The following is a 21,217-nucleotide window of genomic DNA, read 5'->3' on the forward strand; positions in this document are numbered from 1 at the left end:
GCATTCCAACTCTCGATCCAGGTGCCGCCCATGCTCGACCAAGCCCTTGCCCGTGACATCATCGCCGCCGTCGATGCCGGTTTCGACGAACAGGTCCGAGAGACCGCGGCGCTGACCGCGATCCCGTCGCTGCGCGGCCAGGAGGCGAGCGCCCAGGATTTCATGGCGGCGCAATACCGTCGGCGCGGCCTCTCGGTCGACCATTGGAAGATCGAGGTGGCGGACATCCAGCACCTGCCCGGCTTTTCGCCGGTCGCGATCTCCTATGACAATGCCTATAACGTGGTCGGCACGCATCGGCCGCGCGAGAAGAAGGGCCGTTCGCTCATCCTCAACGGCCATATCGACGTGGTGCCGACCGGCCCCGCCGATCTCTGGACCCGGCCGCCCTTCGATGTCTACGAGAAGGAGGGCTGGCTCTATGGCCGCGGCGGTGGCGACATGAAGGCCGGGCTCTATGCCAACCTGGCCGCCTTCGATGCGCTGGCGCGCCTCGGCCTGCAGCCGGCGGCGGAGGTCTACCAGCAATCGGTGGTCGAGGAGGAATGCACCGGCAATGGTGCCCTTGCCTGCCTGCAGCGCGGCTATCGCGGCGAGGCGGCGATCATCCCGGAACCGATGGGCGATTGCGTGCTCTCAGGCCAGCTCGGCGTCATGTGGTTCCAGGTCAAGGTGCGCGGCAAGCCAGTCCATGTCGCCTATGCCGGCACCGGGTCGAATGCGATCGAGGCGGCCTGGCCGGTCATCCAGGCACTGCATGAGCTGGAGGAAAGCTGGAACGCCGCCCGCCACGAGATGTGGCAGGAGCACAGGCACCCGATCAATTTCGTGGTTTCCAAGATCGCCGGCGGCGACTGGACGTCAAGCGTTCCCGCCTGGTGCACCTTCGACATGCGCATTTCGTTCTTTCCCGGCATGGAACTGGAGAGGGTGCGCCGCGAAGTGGAGGAGACGGTCAGGAAGGCATCGGCCAAGCACAGCTTCCTCGCCAACAACCCGCCGGAGGTGGTCTATCACGGTTTCCAGGCGGAGCCCTATGTGGTGAAGGATGCCGATGCGGCCTTGGCCTGCCTCGAGGGCGCGCATCGTCTGGCTTTCAATGCCGAATTGTCGCGCGTCGCCACCACCGCGACGACCGATGCGCGCTTCTTCGGCCTCTATGCCGACACGCCGGCCCTGGTCTATGGCCCCTTGGCCGAGGACATCCACGGCTTCGACGAGCGCGTCAATCTCGACTCGCTCAGGAAGATCACCCAGGGCATCGCCCTCTTCATGGCCGATTGGTGCGGGGTCGAGAAGAGGCACTGAAGCCGGTTTTTTCCCGACTGACCGGGCAGTAAAGAGCTTCAGGCGGCTTGCCGAGGCATGCCCTGCTGCCGCGCCCGCGCCACATAATGGCGGACAAAGGCTTCCGTCGCGGCCGAGGCGGTAGCCGGGCCGCCGTCGCGTCCCGGCACATGGATGTGTTGCTCGAACAAGGCGCGCCGGTCCTCGCTGCTGCCGGTCGGCAGCTTCTCGCCGCGGGCAGCTCGGGTCAGCAGGTCGGCGAAAGCCTCCGGCGAATCGGCAAAGGTCACCACGCGCCGGGTCAGCGGGTCGTTGTAGTCCAGCAGCACATCGCGGCGCGGCGGCCGCGTCTCGCCCCAGCAGGGCACCACGACCGGCGCGTCGGTCAGCATCGCCTCGACCAGGGCCAGCGAATTGTAGCCGATGACGATGCGCGAGCGCGGATAGAGTTCGAAGAGGGGCGTGTCGTACTGGAAATCGAGCGGCGAGCCTTCCAGCGCGCCGATCTTCTGCAGCGTCCGCTTGCGGTCGCCGCGCTTCTTGCACTTCACCAGCCAGGTGAGGCCGTCGCGATGTTCGGCCCGCGCCACCTTGTCGAAGATGGCGGCGACATCGAGGAAGGTGTTGGTGGCCATGTAACCTGGATCGCTGAAGGTGATCAGCGAGATGGCGTTCTTGGCGCTTTCCGGCAGTGGCTCCAGATGCATCCAGCGGTCATAGCGCGGGGCGCCGGTGATCCAGATATCGTCCGCATTGTCGAAGCCGGGGGCGAAGGCGTCCTTGGTGGCCTGACTGAAGACGGCGAGGCCCTGGCCCTCGAAGCGGAATCCCGACTTCGCCAGGTGATCGTGCATCCAGGGCACGGTCCAGGGAATCGTGTAGTTCTCGCGGCACAGCACCAGGAAGGGAATGCCGAGGCGCCGGCAGCCGAGTTTCAGCGCTTCGTCCTGCCAATAGTCGATATTGGCGGCAGCGACCGCGTCTACCGGCATGACCTTCTGCGCCTCGCGCAGCAGGCCGATGCCGAAGCGCTCGAGGATGGGGCGCAGATGGGCGCAGCGCTTTTCCTTCAGCCAGACCGAAAAATAGCCCTGCTCGCGGTCGGCCTCGGGGACCCACAATTCCTGGCGCAGCTTGACCCGGGTCGAGCTCAGCGTCACCCAGTTCATGTCGGTCAGGCGGCGCAGTTCCTCGATGTCCTTGATGAACTGGCTCCGCTCCAGACAGAGCACGGTGATTCGCCCGGGCGTGGCGCTTTCCCAATCGATCCGGCGGGCCAGCTTGGCACCGGCCGTCTCGGGGCGTTCCACCCAGCGCATCCAGGCGCGCCTAGCCGCCTCCATCATGATGACTACTTTCTTAACGTGTTGATATAATTCAATTTCACCGCAATCGAGCCAGAGTGTGACGTGGATCAGGGCGGTGATCAAGGGGCGGCACCCGGCGCCCAGTCCGGCGGCAGCTTGACCCTGGGCGGGTGCCGGTATACTCGCCAGAGCCAGCGCGGCCAAGATGCCGTCAATTCCGACTTCCCGAGCGACGGCGAGCAGCGATGACCCAACCCCGAATCCTGACCGAGCGGCTGGCTGCCAATCCCCTGCATTGCATCGATGTGGGCGCACGCGGCGGCATGCAGGATCATTGGCGGCCCTATGCCGGGCTGATGCAGATCGATCTGTTCGAGCCGGACGAGGCGGCCTGCGCGCTGCAGGCGCGCCAGGCACCGGCCAACGAATCCTGGTTTCCGGTGGCCCTCGGCGGCACCACCGGCACCGGCCGGCTCCACGTCCTGCAGAAGCCTTCCGGCTCGTCGCTCTATCCGCCCAATCCGGATTTGATGTTCCGCTTCGGCCCGACCAGCTATGGCACGCTAGCCAAGGTGATCGAGGTGCCCCTGCTGACGCTCTCCGACTTCATCGACCGCCACCAGCGACCGCTGCCGAACCTCGTCAAGCTCGATGTCCAGGGCGCCGAACTCGACATCTTCAAGGGCACGCGCGACGAACATCTGGCCGAGGTTCTCGCCATCCAGACCGAGGTGGAATTCGCCGAGCTCTATCGGGGCCAGCCGCTGTTCACCGATCTCGACGCGCATCTCCAGGCGCGCGGCTTCGTGCTGTTCGACATCCTGCCGGTGCGCAGCTATCGCTTCGTCGGCAACCGCTCGCATGCCTATCTGCGGCGCCACCTCAACATCCTGAAGAACCGGCGCGACATCTCCTGCCGCCTCATCGCCGGCGACGCCCTCTATCTGCGCGATCCCGAGGCCGTGCTGGCCGGCGGCGATGTGACGGCGGCACTCAAGCTCTTCGTCATCCTGCTGCTCTACCGCTTCCTCGACGAGGCGCTGTGGCTGGCCGAGGCCGGGCGCGATCAGGGACGCTGGTCGGCTGCCGAGGCCGATGCCCTCATCGCCCTGGTGAAAGCGGCGGCGCCCCGCCCCGGCCTGCTGCAGCGCGCCGACTGGCTCGGCAAGCTGGCGCGCAAGCTCAGCCGCGTCACCGGCATCGGCCATGGCCGCAAGGCCGATTACTGGCTCGACAGATCCTGGGATTTCTAGCGCGGGCGCTGCCGGCCTCCGCCGCCCGCGCACCGGTTGTCGGTCAATAGCCCCAGAGATGCTGCAGGGCAACGGCCCCGGCAGGGCTGGTGGTGACGATCTGGCAGGCGAGATCGGCATCGCCCGATTGCACCAGCAGGGCGCCGTTGCCGCTGGTGCCGAGATGGTCGGCCAGTCCCGGCAGCAACTCGTCGAGCCAGATCATCTGCGCGGTGAAGGAGGGGATGGTGACGCTGCCGGAAAGGCGCTTGCCGGCATTGTTGACGGCAATGAACTCGGTGCGCGCCCGGTTGCGATAGCCGAGGCGGCCGGAACCGTGCACCGCCATGACGGCGGTGCGCAGGCCGCGATCGCAGCGTACCCGGCCGAAGACATTGGTGCGGCCGACGATGGCCAGCTGGTCCGAGAGCCAGTGCGGGAATCCCGGCACGGCAGCGCCCAGATTGCGCCAGCAGGACTGGAACTCGGTGAAATCGCGGTCGCCGCTGCGCCGGTCGCGCACCACCAGATTGGCCATCGCCTTGAAGCCCTTGTAGCGCAGGCCGGCGCGGGCGAAATCATGGATGATGAAGGCAAGGTGCGCCGCGTCCCGCTTCGGGTCGTCCCAGCCGGCCAGGATGTCGCCGGCGAAGAGCGGCCCCGGCGCGGACTTGACAATTTCCTGGTGGCCGAGATGACTGCCAGCCGCGTCGAAGAAGTCGATGCGCAGATGGCGATGGCTCGGGTTGGCGGCATCCGCCTCGAAGCCAAACTCCAGATTGCCGGGCAGGCGCAGCGGCACGCCATAGGGCTCGACCAGATAGCCCTGCGCCAGCACCTCGGCAAACCGGGCAATCTCCGCCGGGCTGGCGGCGAAATCCGGGCGATCCTCGATCGGGCAGGAGACATGGTGATTGCCGGCGATGCTGTTGCGAAGCCCTGTGCCGTCCTGTGCCAGGGAATCCAGCGCGAACCAGTTCGATCCGCCATAGCCGCGATAGCGCCAGCCCATGAAGCTGCCATCGGCACTGCCGTCGCGCGGCAGATTGGCCTGCTGCAGATAGCTGCCGGTATCGCGCAGCTGCTGGCCGGGCCGGCCGCCCCGGGATGTCTCGATCGGCATTGCCGCATCGGCATTGTGCTCGAAATTGGGGATGGTGAGCGCGACTTCGCCTTGCCGCACCAGCCAGGCCGGGGCGCGGAACTCGACCTTGTGACTCGGGCTGCGGCCGAATTCATGGGCGGAGTGCAGTGTCGTGAAGGAGCCGCGCCAGAACACGTCGGCGCACAGCCTGAGGCGATAGTGCCGCTCGCGCGTCAGGATCGGGTGCTCGACAAAGGCGGCAAGCGAAGTGGGATGTTGCCGCTGCGGGAAATACGCGCCAAGGCGCAGTACCAGTGACTGGTTCGGCTCCAGGATGCGATAGAACCGCTTTACCTCGGGTCCGTGATAGACCTCGATGCGGAACTGCAGCGGATCCTTGACGCCGAAGAATTCCTGGAAGTGGTTGAAGAGCAGCCCCTCGACCTCGTCGGCCTCGAGCGGCGCCGAAAGCGAGCCGCCGCAGAACTCGAATCCCTCGCCGACCCAGAGCACCGGCCGCGTCGCGTCGCCGGCCAGCATCAGGCGCAGGGATTGGCGATAGCGGGCGGCAAGATCGCTGCCGGCGCAGATGGCGGCGTCAAAGCCCGACCAGTCGAGATCCTCCGCCAACTGGGCCCCCGCCCCGACCTCGGCCAGCGCGTGGCTGATCCAGGTGATGTCGCGGCCGGGCAGGCTGGCCCTGGCCGCGGCGAGGGCGGCGGCGTCGCCATGGACGAGGACGCGTCTGGCGCCGATTTCGGCCAGTCGCGATGCTGCCGTTTCCCAGCCGCTTGCGATTTTGATGCTGGCGCTGTCCTTCTTCGGCGCGCCGGGAGCGCGCGTCCGGGCGTCCTTCTGTTTCGGTTTTTTGCGCGCAAAAAGGTTGTCGAGCAGCATCGGCGTCAATTCGATCGGGTTGTCGGCACGGCCCCGCTTTGCCACGGGAAATCGAGCCGATACTAGTGGATGGTTGCGCCCATTGCCAGCTACCCGGAATGTCGCAGCCGGCTGCTGATTGGGCTTGACCGGGCGTCCGTCGCCTTGTTGGGTGGCTGCCGGCGGCAGGGCGCCTTGCCGGCCCGCGCCGGATCATATGGGGAGTGAACATTTCATGGGTGTGCGTCTTGGCCGTTCCGAGCTGATGGTGTCCAGGCTCTGCTTCGGCGGCAATGTCTTCGGCTGGACGGCGGACGAGGCGATGTCGCACCGCCTGCTCGATGGCCTGGTCGATGCCGGCCTCAATTTCATCGACACAGCCGATGTCTATTCCAAATGGGCCCCGGGCAATCAGGGGGGCGAATCCGAGGTGATTATCGGTCGCTGGCTGAAAGCGCGCGGCAACCGCGGCCGGATCGTGATCGCGACCAAGGTCGGTTCCGAGATGGGGCCGGGCATGAAGGGGCTTTCCCGGGCCTATATCGTGCAGGCGGTCGAGAATTCGCTGCGCCGGCTGCAGACGGACTATATTGATCTTTATCAGTCGCATTGGGACGATCCGGAAACGCCGGTCGAGGAAACGCTCGCCGCCTACCAGCAGCTCATCGCGGCCGGCAAGGTGCGCGTCATCGGCTGCTCCAATTTCAGCGTGGCGCGCCTGCAGGCTTCACTCGACGCCCATCGCCGCGACGGCCTGCCGCGCTACGAATGCCTGCAGCCGGAATATAATCTTTGCGAACGTGCGGGCTTCGAGGCAGGCCTCGCCGACCTTTGTCAAAGGGAAGGAATCGGCGTCATTACCTATTTCTCCCTCGCTGGCGGATTCCTGACCGGCAAATATCGCAATGAACAGGATCTTGCGAAGAGTCCGCGCGGCGAGGATGTCGCCAAATATCTCGATGCGCGCGGCCGGCGCATCCTGGCCGCACTTGACGATATCGCTGCCGAGACGGCCTCCACGCCGACCCGCGTGGCATTGGCCTGGCTGATGGCGCAGCCGGCAGTGACGGCGCCGATCGCCAGTGCCACGTCGCCGGCGCAGTTGCAGGAGCTGGTAGCGGCGACCGAGCTGCGCCTCGATCAATCCGCGCTGGCGCGGCTCGACCGGGCCAGCGCATATTCCTGAAAGGGGTGGAGAACGGCGAGGTGGGCATGGAGAACTGGCGCGAGACATGTCATCCCGACGTTCTCGCCGTGTTGCGCTACTGGGAAGAGAAACGCGGCGACCGGGCGATGCCGGCGCGCGGCGATATCGATCCGGCGGAGATCAGGCGCTATCTGCCGCACATCACCCTCGTCGATGTGGTCGACGATCCGCGCCGCTACGTCTATCGGCTGGTCGGCACCCAGGAAGTCGAACTGCGCGGCTATGACCCGACCGGCCGCGCCGTGGGCGATGCCTATTTCGCTTCCTCGGCCGAGGCGGCGCTGGCCAATTACGATGAGGTCTGCCGAATCCGGGCGCCGCTTTATGTCGCCGATCCCTTCCAGGTGGTCGACCGCTATGTCGGCGAGGAGGATCTGTTCCTGCCGCTCTCCAGTGATGGCGAGCGTGTCACCATGATCCTGGTCTTCTCGATCGCAACCGACCTGCACCAGGCCCCGCCCTTCGGCATGTGAGTCGGGCGGCTTCAGCCGGCGGCAAATTCGTGCAACACGCCGGCCAGCAGGTCGAATTCCGCGCTCCTCGGCGTGGTCTTGCGCCAGACCAGCGCGATGCCGCGCGCCGGCGTGGTGTCGGCGAGGTCGCGGGTGATGAGGCCGGTCCCGGCCAGCAGGCCGGCATCCACCGCCATTTTCGGCAGCAGGGTGACGCCCAGCTGGTTCGCCACCATCTGGACCAGGGTAGGGAGGCTGGTGGCGCGGAAATCGTCGCGGTGATGCGAGGGTTCCAGGCGGCAGGCGGCCAGGGCATGTTCGCGCAGGCAATGCCCCTCATCCAGCAGCAGCAGCCGCTCCTCCGGCAGGTGCTCCAGTTCCGGTGCTTTCGCCTTGGCCAGCGGATCGTCGCTGCGGCAGGCCAGCAGGAACGGATCCGCCCCCAGCCGCCGAACTTCCAGCTCATCGGTCGGGAAGGGCAGGGCGATAAGCGCCACGTCAATCTCGCCGTCATGGAGTGCATCAAGCAGGCGCGCCGTCATGTCCTCGCGCAGATAGAGCCGCAAATTGGGATAGCGCTGGCGCAGGGGCGGCAGCACGCGCGGCAGCAGATAGGGGCCGATGGTCGGAATGACGCCAAGGCGCAAGGGTCCCGATAGCGGGTCCTTCGAGGCATGGGCGAGTTCGGCCAGATCCTCGGCCTCGCGCAGCACGATGCGGGCGCGCGCCACCACGGCCTCGCCCAGCGGCGTCAGCATGACGCGCCGCTTGGAGCGCTCGACCAGCTTTACGTCGAGTAGGTTCTCCAGTTCCTGCAGCCCGGCCGACAGGGTGGATTGCGTGGCGAAGCAGGCCTCGGCCGCCCGGCCGAAATGGCGATGGTCGGCGATGGCCACCAGATAGCGCAGCTGGCGAAGGGTAGGCAGCGTCCTCATGAATCGATCCTGTCGATTAATATTTAATAATTAATGCGACGGATCGATTTATCAAGGCGGGATTTATCAGATGGGACCGACTCAGGGGCCGGCGATCATTCCGTCTTCAGGCTGCCGCCCCGCGCGTTCGACCAGCCTTCGGGATCGTCCAGGAACGCCTTGATCTTGGCAGTCTCGCCGGCATCGAGCCGGCCGGTGTCGCGCGCCGCTTCCAGCACGTCCCACCAGGTGGCAAGGCCATGCAGCTTGACGCCGAGATCGCCCAGCGTGGTCAGCGATTGCGGGAAGATGCCGTAATGGAACACGACAAGTGCATGGGCGACCTGGCATTCCGCCTGGCGGATGGCGTTGATGAAATTAACCTTCGAGCCGCCATCGGTGGCGAGATCCTCGACCAGCAGGACGCGGGCGCCCGGCGCCATGTCACCCTCGATCTGGGCGCCGCGGCCGAAGCCTTTCGGCTTCTTGCGGATATAGGCCATGGGCAGGCCGAGGCGGTCGGCCAGCCAGGCGGCATAGGGAATGCCGGCGGTCTCGCCGCCCGCCACCACGTCCAGGCTCTCGAAGCCGATTTCGCGCTCGACCAGCTCGGCGGCCAGCTGGATCACCTTCGTCCGGGCGCGGGGGAAGGCGATGATCTTGCGGCAATCGATATAGACCGGGCTCTTGCGTCCCGAGGTCAGAGTGAAGGGCTCGTCGGGGCGGAAATGCACCGCCGCGATTTCAAGGAGGATGCGCGCGACAATCGGGCCGCTGGAAAGGGTCATGCCAGGGGTCATCAGAGCGGACTCCGCTGCTTCGGGACAAAGTTGAGGCGGTTGTAGCAGAGCGGCGGGGGGGCGCAAGAGGGCGGCCAGGAGGACGACCAGGGCGACGATCAGCGCGACGAGGTGATGATCAGCGCGGGCGGCGGGGGCCGGCGCTCTTCCCCTTGCCGGGGTCCTTGCCGGGGCCCTTGCCACCCGGCCGTTTCCCGGCCTTCTGCCCCGGCCTGCGATCCTGCGGCGCCAAAGCAGGCCGGGGACCGGTGGCCTGGCCCGGTGTCGCACCAACCATCTGGTAGACCTGCACCCCGTCGCCGAGATGGGGGTTGTTGGCCTGGCGGATGGCCGCCGCTGCCTCGTCATAGAGGAACGGCAGATACGCATAACGCTGGCCGCGCGTCACCGGCAGCGCCTCGTGCAGCAGCGAGCAGGAGAAGACCACGGCGCCGCCGGTCGGCGCGCGATAGGCGGCGCGGCCGAATTCCGGGAACATCAGGTCACCCCCGCTATAATCCTCGGCATTCAGGTTGACTGTCACGGCGAAGCGGCGATGCGCCGTGCCTTTGGTGGTGTTGTCGCGATGCGGCCGGAAATAGCCGCCGCTCTCGTCATAGCAGGCGACGATGTGCCGTTCCATCCGCGTCACCTTGAAGGCAAAGGCGCGGGCGATCTCGGGGACCAGCCGCCGGCGGATGCGCTCCTGTGCCGCCTCGATCAGCTCGCGGTCGTTGATGATCCAGTCGCTGCGCCGCTTGTGCCGATGATCGCTCGCGCGCACGGTCTTGCCGTCGCGCTCCACCATGAAGCCGGATTCGCTGCCGCCATGCGTCCGGTAGCCCTCGACCAGGCGGCGGCAGAGATCGCGCTCGAAGACATGCGGCACGACCAGCACCGGCGCCTGCAGCAGCGCCGGGCGCGGCGGGCCCAGGCGCGGCAGGCGCCTCAAAACCTGGAGCACGGAATCGGCCTGCAGCCGGCCGTCATTGGTGGCGAAGATGCCGACGATGCGCATGCCGAGGTCGAGCAGGAAGGTTACCGGCTGCGCGATGGAACCCCCGCCGGCCGGAACGAGGCGAAAGCGGGCCGCAACCTCGCCCGTGGCATCCCAGAAGATGTCCATGCCGGGCGGCAGGTGCTGCAGTTCTTCCGGTGCGATGTCGGGTGATTCGCCACAGACGCCGAAGAAATAGAAATCGGGCTCGGCAAAGGTCTGCGCCGCCTGACGGAATGCCTCGAACAGCGGGCGCCCGACGGTATGCGCGCTCGAACCCAGGAAACTCAGCACGATATAGCGGCCCGCGGCGGTCGAGAAATCGAAGGCCGGGTTGACATTGCTGCGGCAGACGAACATCGGCGCCGGGTCGCCCACCAACAGGCGCTGGTCCGGTGCCTTGGCCGGTGCTGCCGGGGCGAGGCTGAGCGTGGTCTTGGACTGGTTCATGGCGATGGGCCGGATGCCGTTATGCTGCTGCAATCTGTCGTTTCAGGCTGGCGCCAAGATGCGGCAAATGCCGGCCAGCGGCAAGTGCGGCCGGCTGCGGCTGGCACCCGTGCGGTGCTGCTGGCAAACATCGTCCGCTCGGCTAGATTGGCGGCCGGTAACAGACTTGGCATCGGGAAGACGACCATGACCATTTTCGTCGAGAGCCGCCGCGACGGAGCGGTGGCGATCCTTCGGCTCAATCGGCCGGACAAGATGAACGCCCTCAACCTCGCCATGTGGCAGGCGCTTGCCGAGGCGCTGGCGGCGATCGCCGCGGATGACAGTGTCAGATGCGTGGTCCTGGAGGGCAGCGGCGGGAACTTCGCGGCCGGTGCCGATCTGGCGGAATTTGCCGCGATGCGCGCGACGCCCGCGGCGGCCGAGGCCTATGGCGCCAGGATGCTGCAGGCGCTCTGGGCGCTGCGCGACCTGCCGCAGCCGACCATCGCCGCCATCGCCGGCAACTGCCTCGGCGCCGGGCTGGAACTGGCTGCCATGTGCGATCTCCGGATCGCTGCGTCGGACGCCAGGTTCGGCGTCCCGATCCAGCGAGTCGGCATTGCCATGCCCTATCCGGAACTGGCGGCACTGACGCAATTGCTGGGACCGGCGACGATGCTGGAACTCCTGTTGGAGGGGCGCATCAACGACGCCGCCTGGGCGCGCGAACGGGGCCTCATCACCCGAATCGCCCCGCTCGACACTCTGGCTGCCGATGTCGCCGACAGTGCGGCCCGGATCGTCGCCGGGTCGCCGTCCAGCCATCGACATCACAAGAAATTCATCCGCCGCAGCCTCGATCCGCGCCCGGTCTCGCCGGCCGAACTGGCCGAGAGCTATGCCGCCGTCGACAGCGACGACTACCGCGAGGGGATTGCCGCCTTTCTGGCAAAGAGAAAGCCCGCTTTTACCGGCCGCTGACCCCTGTACCGCCACGATGCAACCCGGTGTGCTGCCGGTCGGAACTGGTTTCTCGCTTTGCCGCGGCTCCGGGCAATCCCGGCCACCGGGCGATACCCGGTTTAGGGCGAATCCTGGTTTGGGGGGAATCGACGTTAGACACTTGTCAGAATTCGGCGTTACTATTCCCCTCAAGGGATGATGCGCCTGCAACCGGGGTGACGGGCAGGCGGGTGACGCGGTGCGGTCGCATCGCGTGCGGACGGGAGGGACCGATGGTAAAGGCGGATAATGGCGGCCGGATGGCCGGGGCACGACCCAGATTGACCTTTGCGCAATTCTGGCGGCTCTATCTCGATGCGCATCGGCATCCCGCGACCCGTGGCATGCATTATGGCGCAACCGCGCTGGGGGCCGCCACGGCCGCCCTGTCGATTGCGCTGGAGGAAGCCGCCTTCGTCCTCACCGGTATCCCGCTTGCCGTCATGATGGCGGTCGGGTCGCACTGGTGGATCGAGCGCAACCAGCCACTCATCAAGGTGAATGCCTTCTATGGAGCCCTGGCCGACATGCGCATGTGTTGGCTGGCATCAACCGGCGGCCTTGCGCGGGAATACGAGCGGCTGGGGCTCGGCGTACCGGCACCCCAGATCCATCGCGCGCCTGCCGAATAGGCAGCCCGGCCAAGGCATCGCACCCGGGCGATCGCATTCGGCCGGTCGCCGTCAGGCAATTGCATTGCCGGCCGGCTTCTCCAGGAAGCGATAGGTGGCGTCGCATTTCGCGACCAGCGCACCGGCCTCGTTGAACACCTCGCCGGCGGCGAAGGCGATGGTGCGGCCGCCGCCGACGCGCCGGCCGATGCCGGTCAGCGACTCGCCCAGCCGGGCCTGGCCGATGAATTGCACGTTCATGGAGACGGTCACGGCCCGCAGGACCTTGTCCGGTCCGTCGGCAAAGGCGACGGCGAAGCCGGTGGCGGAATCGAGCAGCGTTGCCAGCACGCCGCCATGCGGCACCTGCATGCGGTTGAGGTGCTGCGGCCCGACCAGCAGCCGCAGCCGCGCAAAATCGCGGGCCTTCTCAACCAGTTCGTAGCCGATCAATTCGGCATATCCGCTATAGGGTCTTTCCATCACCGGGACAGGCTCCCACAGTTTGACATCAAAGTGCCATCTGCGGCCGCTAAAGAGGCGCCCGGCGGCTAGCATGCGTGACACTTGCGCGACACAGTAAATGCCGCGACATTAGCCGCAAGCCTCAATTTGCCGGCGCCCTTCCGCCGGTCGGGATGAATGGCGCTGGGGATGACGCAACACTTTCCGGTCCGGGTGGCGGGATGATCGACCTCTATTCCTGGACGACGCCCAACGGGCACAAGATCCACATCATGCTGGAAGAGACCGGGCTGCCCTATCGGCCGCACAAGGTCGATATCGGCAGTGGCGCCCAGTTCAAGCCCGACTTCGTCGCGATCAATCCCAACAGCAAGATACCGGCCATCGTCGACCGGGACGGTCCGGACGGGCGGCCGATCACGGTTTTCGAATCCGGCGCCATCCTGATCTATCTTGCCGAGAAGAGCGGCATGTTCATGCCGGCGGTGCCGCGCCGGCGCTATGACGTGCTGCAATGGCTGATGTTCCAGATGGCCAGCATCGGCCCGATGTTCGGCCAGGCCTGGCACTTCCGCAGTGCCGCGCCGGAGCGCGTGCCCTATGCCATCGACCGCTACACCAACGAGGTGACGCGCCTTCTCAAGGTGATGGATCTGCGCCTCAGGGACAGCGCCTATCTGGGCGACGCGGAATATTCGATCGCCGACATCGCCGCCTGGCCCTGGGTCAGGAACAGCGAGAAGATCGGCCAGGACATGCGCAGCTTCCCACATGTGCAGCGCTGGATCCACGACATCGCCGCAAGACCAGGCGTAATGCGCGGCCTCGCCGCGCTGGACAAGGCGTGACCGGACAGGAAACCCGCATGGCAGCGATCGAACTCTATACCTGGCCGACCCCCAACGGGCACAAGATCCATATCATGCTGGAGGAACTGGGCCTCGCCTATAACGTCCATGCGGTCGACATCGGCGCCGGCGACCAGTTCAAGCCGGCCTTCCTGAAGATCAGCCCCAACAACAAGATCCCCGCCATGGTCGATCCGGACGGCCCCGACGGCCAGCCGATCGCCCTCATGGAATCCGGGGCGATGCTGGTCTATCTCGCCGAGAAGACCGGCCGCTTCATGCCGGCAGATCGCCGCGGCCGCACCGAGGTGATGAGCTGGCTGATGTTCCAGATGGCCGGGGTGGGGCCGATGCTGGGCCAGGTGCATCACTTCCGCCATTACGCGCCCGAGCCCTTGCCCTATGCCATCGAGCGATACACCAACGAGGCGACCCGGCTCTATCGCGTGCTGGACCAGCGCCTGGCGACCAGCGCCTATCTCGGCGGCGGCGAATACGGCATCGCCGACATTGCCACCTTCCCCTGGATCCGCTCGTGGGAAAAACAGGGCCAGGACCTCGCCGCGCATCCCCATCTGCAGCGCTGGTTCGAGGCGATCGCCGCCCGGCCGGCGGTCGAGCGGGGGCTCCGGGTGCTCTCCGATCGCAGCCGCAGCCAGCCGATCACGGCGCAGGAGCGGGACATCCTGTTCGGCGCCAGGCAACGCGACCGCGGCCGCTGAGGTATCGTTAACCCATTGAAAAACGGCCATACCGCCCGGCAGCACAGCCACCCGTCCGGCTGGTTTGACTTTCCCTTGGTCCGCCGTTAGTAAAGGCCCCGCATACGTCGTGAAAACGCGCCACTCGACAGGTTTCGAAGCGCGGAGGGGTGGCCGAGTGGCTGAAGGCGGCGGTTTGCTAAACCGTTATACGGGTAACACCGTATCGTGGGTTCGAATCCCATCCCCTCCGCCAATTTCCCCGCAGAATCCATTTATCCTGTAACTCAACCGCGGCGCCGTTCGAGCCTGCGCCTGAATGGGCAGCGATAGTCATCCGGCTAGGCGCCGCCGGCTGCGTCCATCCGCTGCGGCAGGCGCACTGGCTTTCCGGCCGCTTGATCCTCCCCCGGGAAGACGAGATGCGCCCGCGTGCCGCTGCCTGGCGCGCTCTCGAGTCTGAATTCCCCGCCATGCAATTCGACCAGGCGGCGGGTGATGGAAAGGCCGATGCCGGTGCCGCCCTTGCTCTTCACATAGATCTCTTGCCCGCTGGCAAAGGGGTCGGTGATGGTGGCAAGCAACTCGGGCCGGATGCCGATGCCGCCGTCGCTGACGGTGATGGTGATCCGCCGGTCGTCGTCGCGTGCGGCCGAAATCCGGATCCAGCGCCCGCTCGGCGTGAACTTGATCGCGTTGGATAGCAGGTTGATCAGCATCTGCTTGAGCGCACGCCGGTCGGCATGAAGGCAAAGGTCACCGTCGATCTCGAGGTCGAGCGACAGCCTGGCCTCTTCCAGCAGCGGCTTCAGCATCGCCCGCACCTCGCCGGCGACTTCCGCCACCACCACGCCCTCCTTGTCCAGGCGATACTGATTGGCATCGAGGCGCGAGAGGTCGAGCACGTCGTTGACGATTTCGAGCAGGTGTCTCCCGCTCTGGCGGATGATGGCGCCGTATTCCTTGTAGCTGGCCTGGGCGTGCGGTCCGTGGATCTCCTCGGCGATCAGATCGGCAAAGCCGATGATGCCGTTGAGCGGGGTCCGCAACTCGTGACTCATGTTGGCGAGAAAGGTCTTCTTCGCCTCGCTCGCGGCATTGGCGGCGGAAAGCGCCTGGCGCATTTCCCGCTCATGCGCCTGCTGGTGCGTGATATCGCGGAAGAATCCGACCAGATGCTGCCGGTTGTCGATGATCACCGGCGCCGCGGTGATCTCCACCGGCACGATGCGGCCGTCGGCGGTCTTGATCAGGCCGTCGGGCACCAGGACCCGGCCTTCCTCGACGTGCTGGCGAAAGGTGTCGCGGAACTTCTCCCTGGTCTCCTCCGGGTGCAGTTCGGTCTGATGAAGGTCGATCAGTTCCCGGCGCGAGCAGCCGAACAGCCTGGCAGCCGCGACATTGGCATCGGTCAGGCGTCCGGTCGCGGCATCGGCAATCAGGATCGCCTCCGGCGAGCACTCCAGAATGGCCCGATACTTTGCCTCCGACGCGCGCAATGCCTGTTCCCGGTTCCGCTGCTCGGTGATGTCGCGGATGATGGCAAAGAATACCGTCGCGCCGCGCAACCGGCCGTGCACGATCGTGGCCTCGGCCGGAAATTCGCTGCCATCCCTGCGTTGCGCCGAGATCGTCGTGCGCTCATGCATGATGAGGGCGTGCGACCCTGAATCCCGGAAGCGCGTGACATGACCGCGATGCGCCGCCCGCAGCGCCGGGGGAATCAGCAGGTCCAGCTTCTGCCCGGCGATTTCACCGAGCGCATAGCCGAAGGCCCGCTCGGCGGCCGGATTGAAATAGACGATCCGCTGGTCGGTATCGATGCCGACCACCGCCTCCGGCATATAGGCAAGCAGGTCATCCGTTGCATGGCTCATCACTCGGGGTATCCGCGCGTCGTTCGGTTGGCGTTGTCACGGCGTCACAAGCTGCGGACGGTCCGCAGGAAGCTCTCCACCTCGTTGCGCAGGCGGGTGCCGTTGCTGGCCAGCTCATCGGCAGCGGACAGTACCTGGCTTGCGCCAGCGCTGGTCTGCTGCGACGCCTGTGTCACGCCGACAATGTTGCTGGTAACCTCGGCCGTGCCGGTCGAGGTCTGCTGGACATTGCGCGAGATCTCCTGGGTGGCGGCGCTCTGTTCCTCGACGGCCGAGGCGATCGTGGTCGAGATCTCGTTGACCCGATTGATGGTCTGGCCGATCTCGACGATTGCCCGCGCCGATCCCTCGGTCGATTCCTGGATGGCGCGGACCTGGGCCGCGATCTCGTCGGTCGCCCGCGAGGTCTGCGACGCCAGGTTCTTTACTTCCGAGGCGACCACCGCGAAGCCCTTGCCCGCCTCGCCGGCACGCGCAGCCTCGATGGTGGCATTGAGGGCAAGCAGGTTGGTCTGGGCGGCGATCTCGTTGATCAGCGTCACCACGTCGCCGATCTTCTGCGCGGCCTCGGCCAGCTGCCCGACCTTGCCGTTGGTGTCGGCCGCCTGTTCGACGGCACCAGACACGATGCGGCTCGATTCGTTGACCTGGGCGCCGATCTCGCCGATCGACGCAGCCAGTTCTTCGGTCGCCGAGGCGACGGTCTGGACGTTCTGCGTCATCTGTTCCGAGGCGGCGGCGACGGCATTGGATTGCTGCGAGGTTTCCTCCGCGGTCGCCGACAGCGATTGCGCGGTCGACTGCAACTGCGTGGCGGCGGAACTGACCGCGCCGATCACTTCGGTGATCATGCGGTCGAAATCGCCAATCGCGGCTTCCATCTTCTGTCCCCGCTCGACCTGGCGCATCTGCTCGGCCTGCTGTTCCCCACGCAGCCGCTCCGCCTCGACCAGGCCGTCCTTGAAGACGCCGACCGCCTTCGCGACGCTGCCTACCTCGTCGCGCCGCTCTTGCCCGGCGACCGCGACGGCGAGATTGCCCTTGGTCAACTCCTCCATGACACCGATGATCCGGCCCAGCGGCCGCGTGATCGAACGGGCGATGACGAATGCCAGGATGGCACCGAAAACCATGGCGACCAGGACGACGCCTACCAGCAGATAGACCTCCGTCTCGAATACCTCGTTGGCGCGCTGATACTCCTCGCCCGCGACCCTGGCCTGCAGTTTGGCAAGCTCGTCAAGGCCGTTGGAAAGGGTGGCAAATGTCTCGGCGCCCCGGCTGAGGGCGAAGTCGCGTGCGCCATCGCGGTTGCCGGCGGTCAATCGGGCGAAGACTTCCGGCCAGACGGCATCGTAGGCCTCGCGCGCGGCGCCGGTGCGCTCGCCAAGCGCCGCCTCCTCCGGGGTCAGGCTGGTCGACATGAAAGCTTGCCAGAGCGCGTCGTGCGTACTCTTTCGGGCTTGAATTTCGGCCAGTTTCTCGGCCACGACCTTGGGGTCGTCACTGTTGAGGCCGGCCAGCACCGCCAGCCTTGTCTCGTAATAGCCGTGCACCAGTTGCTGTGTCTGGCTCAGCGGGATCGTGCGATCTTCATAAACCGTGCGCAGGTTTTCGCGGATCGATGCGGCACCATAGATGCCGAGCGCGCCGAGTATGCCCATCAGCAGGATGTTGCACAGCAACAGCATGCCGAGGCGGTAGATGATTCTGGTATGTGTCAACACGGTGCCGTCTCCCCCTAGCTTCCGATCATGGCTTGCGACCTTGGCGTGGGGCGGATGCGCCGTGACCGATCTCCCAATCGGTCCCGCTGCCGGGATTTCCTGTGGCGCGGCCCGTGCTTCGGGCCGTCTGTCCGGCGCAGCGTCAAGGAGCAAGATGACGGCCGATGCGTCTTGCACCGGCGCGGACGACACTGCGTTTCATTTTCTAAAAAAGACTTAAATTTGAGACGAGTGCGGCAGGTTTCCGCATACATATGTTTGACAACGATCAAATAGGTTGGGTGGTCGGGCCATGACCGTCGGATCGACCGCGGCAACTCCGCCCGCGCCCGCCCGCATGACGTCATGTCATGGCCCGGGCGATTATTGCCGGGATGGCCTTGTCCGCCGACAGCGGCAATGATCGCGTCATGCCGCGAGAATCACTGCAGCGAGGTTGACCGTGACCGGATCGGGGCTTCCCCGCAGCCTATGGGCTGCCACTGCTTGTGCGGCACCTCCCTATGCCGAAATCCGGAACCGGCTGCCGGCTGGTTCGCCGACGAGCGCCGATGTGGTGGTGATCGGCGGCGGCTATACCGGGCTCAGCACGGCATTGCATCTGGCGCTGGCCGGGCGCAGTGTCATCCTGGCAGAGGCAGCGGAGCCCGGCTGGGGCGCCTCGGGGCGCAATGGCGGCCAGGTAATCGCCGGGCTGAAGACACCGCTGCGCGAACTGGCCGCCATTTTCGGCGACGACCGCGCCTGCGCTATCACCGTCAATATGGGGGGCTCGGCCGATCTCGTCTTCGCGCTGATCGAGCGCTACCGCATGGATTGCCAGGCTGGGCGCGGCGGCTGGCTGCAGGCGGCCCATGGTCCGAAGCCCTATCGCGACATCGTCCTCCCCCGCTACGAGCAATGGCGCGGCCTCGGCGTCGCCGCCCGGTTGCTCGACCGCGACCAGATGGCGGCGGCCATCGGCAGTTCGGCGCCGGCCTATCACGGCGCCTGGCACGATCCGCGGGGCGGCGTGCTGCAGCCCTTGAGCTATGCCAGGGAATTGGCGCGCGCGGCCATCGCGGAAGGCGCCGTCATCCATGCGCAGATGCCCGTCCGGGCGCTGCGGCGCCAGGGAGAGACGTGGCAGGTGACGACGGATGCCGGTGTCCTGCGCGCCAATCAGGTGGTGCTGGCGACCAATGCCTATGGTGGCGTAGGCCGGGCCGAGTTGTGGCCGGGTCTGGCCCGCGCCGTCATTCCGGTCACCAGCTTCCAGATGGCGACGCAGCCGCTGCCGGCGGCGTTCGACCACATCCTGCCGGCTGGCATGGGTGTGACGGATTCGCGGCGCCTGCTGCTCTATTTCCGGCGCGATCATACCGGGCGCCTGGTCATGGGCGGTCGCTCGCCGGTCGAGGACGATCCGGCACTTGCCGATGCGCTGCCCCTGCAGCGCGCGATTCGTCGGCTGTTTCCGGAGCTTGGCTTGCCATCCCCGGAATTCGTCTGGAGCGGCAAGGTCGCCATCACCCGCGATCGCCTGCCGCATATCCATATGCCGGCCGAGGGGCTCTGGGTATTTCAGGGTTGCAACGGGCGCGGCGTTGCCATGTGCACCATGATGGGCCGCATGCTGGCTGATCTCGCGGCGGGCATGGCGCCGGGCGAGGTGCCCTTTCCGGTGACGGCGCCCGACGCCTTTCCCCTTCACGGCCTGCGGCGGCTCGGCGTCTTCGCCCTCAGCCAGTATTACCGCCTGCTCGACCGGCTGGAATCCTGGGGCAGCACCTAGAAGGCGGCGCTGCCCTGGAACTCGCGCATCGCGGCCCCGAAAAGTGCCGCCCAGCGCTTGATGCCCGCATCGTCGGCCACCTCGTCCTGGCGGAACTCGACCTGGAGATAAGGGAGATTGCGCGCCAGCGCATGGACCGGCGTGCTGTAATCCTCGGCCGGATCCATGTTGTAGGGCTGGTTGTCGCCGACGGTTATCCCTGCGTTGCGGCGCAGGATCGCCAGCATCCGGTCGGTGGCATCGCGGGCTTCGTTCGACGACAGGGCGATCTGCCAGGGTCGGAAGGTGCCGCCCGCCATCTGCGCCGTCATGGAATGGACCGAGAGAATGAGCGGCCGCTGCCCAGCCTGGAGCCGTGCCCCGATCACCGCCTCGATCGCGTCGTGATAGGGGGTGAAATAGGCATCGACCCGCGCCTGCCGCGCTGCGGCGTCCAGAATTTGGTTGCCGGGAACGATGATGCCGTCGCTCACCGCCGGCATCGCCTTCGGATCATGCGGATGCCGGTTGCAATCGATGACGAGGCGCGACGTGCCGCACAGGACGGCCGGGCTGTCGAGATCGTCCGCCAGGATGCGGGCGATACCGGCAGCGCCGATGTCCCAGGCGATGTGCTGCTGCAATTCGTGGCGGCCGAGTCCCAAGTCATTGAGATGTGGCGGCACCAGGTTGCTGGCGTGGTCGCAGATGATCACGATCGCGGCGGCGCCGGCCTGGTTGAGCAGGGTGAAGGGCGAATGGGCCATGAGAGCCGCCCGTCAGCGCACGGATTCGCGCCGGGGCACGATGCCCTGGGGCAGGAAGAAGAGGACCAGGATGACCAGCGTCAGGCTGATCGCATCGCGATAGGCCAGCATCCCGTCCGGCAGATAGGCGCGCAAGGATACCTCGATGATGCCGAGGATGAAGCCGCCGATGACGGCGCCCGTGAGGCTGCCCAAGCCACCCAGCACCACCGCGATGAAGGCCTTCAAGACCGGCAGGAAGCCCATCATCGGATCGACCGAGCCGCGCTGGAAGAGCCACAGCACGCCGGCAATGCCGGCGAGGATGCCGGAGATGGCAAAGGCGGTCGAGATCACCATGTTGGCATTTACGCCCATCAGCCGTGCCACGTTGAAATCCTCGGCCGCCGCGCGCATGGCGATGCCGAGCAGCGATTTTTTCAGGAACAAGGTCAGGCCGAGCAGCGAAACAGCGGTGATGGCAATCGAGAGCAGCTGGATGATGCCGATCTGCATGCTGCCCACGGAGACGGCGCCAATGATCGCATCCGGCACCGGGATCGCCTTGGGCCGGGCCGAGATCAGGTTCTGGAAGAGGATGTGCAGGATCGTGCTGACGGCGAAACTGGTCAGCAGCATGGTGGTGGGACTGGCGTTGCGCACGGGGCGGAAGGCGATGCGCTCCATCAGCACGGCGGCCAAGGCCGCGATCAGCACGCCTGCCAGCAGCGCCAGGGGATAGGGTACGCCCATCAGCAGGGTGTAGAAAATGCCGTATCCGGTCAGCGTCATCAGTTCGCCATGGGCGAAATTTATGAGGCCGAGGACCGAAAAAACCACGGCGAGGCCGAGGCCCAGCAGGGCGTAGGTGCCGCCGAGGGCAAGCGCGTTGAGGCCCTGCTGCAGGAAATATTCCATGG

Annotated in this window: 19 protein-coding genes and 1 tRNA gene; 10 read left to right on the plus strand and 10 right to left on the minus strand. The window is 66.2% G+C overall.

Annotation, left to right across the window (positions count from 1 at the left end; genetic code table 11):
* The first annotated feature begins 30 nt into the window (after positions 1-30).
* Entirely contained in the window at positions 31-1,308 is a 1,278-nt protein-coding gene (locus A8950_RS01780) for an ArgE/DapE family deacylase (protein ID WP_133611846.1), read from the plus strand.
* 38 nt (positions 1,309-1,346) lie between these two features.
* On the opposite strand, the gene A8950_RS01785 is transcribed toward A8950_RS01780, so the two are convergent.
* Entirely contained in the window at positions 1,347-2,633 is a 1,287-nt protein-coding gene (locus A8950_RS01785) for a hypothetical protein (RefSeq protein ID WP_133611848.1), read from the minus strand.
* Between the two features lie 206 nt (positions 2,634-2,839).
* Here A8950_RS01785 and A8950_RS01790 point away from each other — a divergent pair, with 206 nt between their 5' ends.
* A complete protein-coding gene (locus A8950_RS01790) occupies positions 2,840-3,847 on the plus strand; it encodes an FkbM family methyltransferase (protein WP_133611850.1) in 1,008 nt (335 codons plus the stop codon).
* Between the two features lie 43 nt (positions 3,848-3,890).
* Here A8950_RS01790 and A8950_RS01795 read toward each other — a convergent pair whose 3' ends face one another.
* A complete protein-coding gene (locus A8950_RS01795; protein ID WP_133611852.1) occupies positions 3,891-5,852 on the minus strand; it encodes a hypothetical protein in 1,962 nt (653 codons plus the stop codon).
* A gap of 169 nt (positions 5,853-6,021) precedes the next feature.
* Between A8950_RS01795 and A8950_RS01800 the strand changes: the two genes are divergently transcribed.
* Positions 6,022-6,972 carry an aldo/keto reductase gene (locus A8950_RS01800; protein WP_133611854.1) on the plus strand — a complete coding sequence of 317 codons (951 nt, stop codon included), beginning with the start codon at positions 6,022-6,024 and terminating at the stop codon, positions 6,970-6,972.
* A gap of 26 nt (positions 6,973-6,998) precedes the next feature.
* A complete protein-coding gene (locus A8950_RS01805) occupies positions 6,999-7,466 on the plus strand; it encodes a PAS domain-containing protein (protein ID WP_166644943.1) in 468 nt (155 codons plus the stop codon).
* A gap of 11 nt (positions 7,467-7,477) precedes the next feature.
* On the opposite strand, the gene A8950_RS01810 is transcribed toward A8950_RS01805, so the two are convergent.
* From A8950_RS01810 to A8950_RS01820, 3 genes are all read right to left on the minus strand, one after another.
* Positions 7,478-8,380, minus strand: coding sequence for a hydrogen peroxide-inducible genes activator (locus A8950_RS01810; RefSeq protein ID WP_133611858.1), 903 nt, complete (start codon positions 8,378-8,380; stop codon positions 7,478-7,480).
* Positions 8,381-8,475: 95 nt separating this feature from the next.
* Complete coding sequence (locus A8950_RS01815; RefSeq protein ID WP_133611860.1) at positions 8,476-9,159, minus strand: orotate phosphoribosyltransferase; 684 nt, start codon at positions 9,157-9,159, stop codon at positions 8,476-8,478.
* Positions 9,160-9,277: 118 nt separating this feature from the next.
* Entirely contained in the window at positions 9,278-10,618 is a 1,341-nt protein-coding gene (locus tag A8950_RS01820; protein ID WP_208109706.1) for a 2OG-Fe(II) oxygenase, read from the minus strand.
* Between the two features lie 153 nt (positions 10,619-10,771).
* On the opposite strand from A8950_RS01820, the gene A8950_RS01825 reads away from it, so the two are divergent.
* On the plus strand, positions 10,772-11,548 hold the full coding sequence (locus tag A8950_RS01825; protein ID WP_133611862.1) for an enoyl-CoA hydratase/isomerase family protein: 777 nt from the start codon (positions 10,772-10,774) through the stop codon (positions 11,546-11,548).
* Between the two features lie 254 nt (positions 11,549-11,802).
* Positions 11,803-12,201, plus strand: coding sequence for an Mpo1-like protein (locus A8950_RS01830; protein WP_133611864.1), 399 nt, complete (start codon positions 11,803-11,805; stop codon positions 12,199-12,201).
* Positions 12,202-12,252: 51 nt separating this feature from the next.
* Here the strand turns inward: A8950_RS01830 and A8950_RS01835 are convergent, their stop codons facing one another.
* On the minus strand, positions 12,253-12,663 hold the full coding sequence (locus tag A8950_RS01835) for a PaaI family thioesterase (RefSeq protein WP_166644944.1): 411 nt from the start codon (positions 12,661-12,663) through the stop codon (positions 12,253-12,255).
* Between the two features lie 203 nt (positions 12,664-12,866).
* Here A8950_RS01835 and A8950_RS01840 point away from each other — a divergent pair, with 203 nt between their 5' ends.
* From A8950_RS01840 to A8950_RS01850, 3 genes are all read left to right on the plus strand, one after another.
* On the plus strand, positions 12,867-13,493 hold the full coding sequence (locus A8950_RS01840) for a glutathione S-transferase N-terminal domain-containing protein (RefSeq protein WP_133612643.1): 627 nt from the start codon (positions 12,867-12,869) through the stop codon (positions 13,491-13,493).
* 17 nt (positions 13,494-13,510) lie between these two features.
* A complete protein-coding gene (locus tag A8950_RS01845; RefSeq protein ID WP_133611867.1) occupies positions 13,511-14,215 on the plus strand; it encodes a glutathione S-transferase N-terminal domain-containing protein in 705 nt (234 codons plus the stop codon).
* Positions 14,216-14,358: 143 nt separating this feature from the next.
* Positions 14,359-14,450: transfer RNA gene (locus tag A8950_RS01850), tRNA-Ser, on the plus strand.
* Between the two features lie 85 nt (positions 14,451-14,535).
* Here the strand turns inward: A8950_RS01850 and A8950_RS01855 are convergent.
* Together A8950_RS01855 and A8950_RS01860 are read right to left on the minus strand one after the other, a co-directional pair.
* Positions 14,536-16,071, minus strand: a complete 1,536-nt coding sequence (locus A8950_RS01855; protein ID WP_133611869.1) for a sensor histidine kinase — start codon at positions 16,069-16,071, stop codon at positions 14,536-14,538.
* A 44-nt stretch (positions 16,072-16,115) separates the two neighbouring features.
* Positions 16,116-17,795, minus strand: a complete 1,680-nt coding sequence (locus A8950_RS01860) for a methyl-accepting chemotaxis protein (protein WP_133611871.1) — start codon at positions 17,793-17,795, stop codon at positions 16,116-16,118.
* 445 nt (positions 17,796-18,240) lie between these two features.
* Between A8950_RS01860 and A8950_RS01865 the strand changes: the two genes are divergently transcribed.
* A complete protein-coding gene (locus tag A8950_RS01865; protein WP_208109707.1) occupies positions 18,241-19,572 on the plus strand; it encodes an NAD(P)/FAD-dependent oxidoreductase in 1,332 nt (443 codons plus the stop codon).
* Here A8950_RS01865 and A8950_RS01870 read toward each other — a convergent pair.
* On the minus strand, positions 19,569-20,318 hold the full coding sequence (locus tag A8950_RS01870) for an N-formylglutamate amidohydrolase (protein ID WP_133611874.1): 750 nt from the start codon (positions 20,316-20,318) through the stop codon (positions 19,569-19,571). The two genes, A8950_RS01865 and A8950_RS01870, sit on opposite strands and share 4 nt — an antisense overlap.
* Positions 20,319-20,330: 12 nt before the next feature.
* Positions 20,331-21,215, minus strand: coding sequence for a branched-chain amino acid ABC transporter permease (locus tag A8950_RS01875; RefSeq protein WP_133611876.1), 885 nt, complete (start codon positions 21,213-21,215; stop codon positions 20,331-20,333).
* Positions 21,216-21,217: the final 2 nt, after the last annotated feature.

This window comes from Dongia mobilis, assembly GCF_004363235.1.
Lineage (GTDB): Bacteria > Pseudomonadota > Alphaproteobacteria > Dongiales > Dongiaceae > Dongia > Dongia mobilis.

What these genes read in the sequence shown, in the direction of transcription:
- A8950_RS01780 (WP_133611846.1), top strand. Translation starts at nt 31, where the DNA reads ATGCTCGACCAAGCCCTTGCCCGTGACATCATCGCCGCCGTCGATGCC.
- A8950_RS01785 (WP_133611848.1), bottom strand. Translation starts at nt 2,633, where the DNA reads ATGATGGAGGCGGCTAGGCGCGCCTGGATGCGCTGGGTGGAACGCCCC.
- A8950_RS01790 (WP_133611850.1), top strand. Translation starts at nt 2,840, where the DNA reads ATGACCCAACCCCGAATCCTGACCGAGCGGCTGGCTGCCAATCCCCTG.
- A8950_RS01800 (WP_133611854.1), top strand. Translation starts at nt 6,022, where the DNA reads ATGGGTGTGCGTCTTGGCCGTTCCGAGCTGATGGTGTCCAGGCTCTGC.
- A8950_RS01805 (WP_166644943.1), top strand. Translation starts at nt 6,999, where the DNA reads ATGGAGAACTGGCGCGAGACATGTCATCCCGACGTTCTCGCCGTGTTG.
- A8950_RS01810 (WP_133611858.1), bottom strand. Translation starts at nt 8,380, where the DNA reads ATGAGGACGCTGCCTACCCTTCGCCAGCTGCGCTATCTGGTGGCCATC.
- A8950_RS01815 (WP_133611860.1), bottom strand. Translation starts at nt 9,159, where the DNA reads ATGACCCCTGGCATGACCCTTTCCAGCGGCCCGATTGTCGCGCGCATC.
- A8950_RS01825 (WP_133611862.1), top strand. Translation starts at nt 10,772, where the DNA reads ATGACCATTTTCGTCGAGAGCCGCCGCGACGGAGCGGTGGCGATCCTT.
- A8950_RS01830 (WP_133611864.1), top strand. Translation starts at nt 11,803, where the DNA reads ATGGTAAAGGCGGATAATGGCGGCCGGATGGCCGGGGCACGACCCAGA.
- A8950_RS01835 (WP_166644944.1), bottom strand. Translation starts at nt 12,663, where the DNA reads ATGGAAAGACCCTATAGCGGATATGCCGAATTGATCGGCTACGAACTG.
- A8950_RS01840 (WP_133612643.1), top strand. Translation starts at nt 12,867, where the DNA reads ATGATCGACCTCTATTCCTGGACGACGCCCAACGGGCACAAGATCCAC.
- A8950_RS01845 (WP_133611867.1), top strand. Translation starts at nt 13,511, where the DNA reads ATGGCAGCGATCGAACTCTATACCTGGCCGACCCCCAACGGGCACAAG.
- A8950_RS01855 (WP_133611869.1), bottom strand. Translation starts at nt 16,071, where the DNA reads ATGAGCCATGCAACGGATGACCTGCTTGCCTATATGCCGGAGGCGGTG.
- A8950_RS01870 (WP_133611874.1), bottom strand. Translation starts at nt 20,318, where the DNA reads ATGGCCCATTCGCCCTTCACCCTGCTCAACCAGGCCGGCGCCGCCGCG.
- A8950_RS01875 (WP_133611876.1), bottom strand. Translation starts at nt 21,215, where the DNA reads ATGGAATATTTCCTGCAGCAGGGCCTCAACGCGCTTGCCCTCGGCGGC.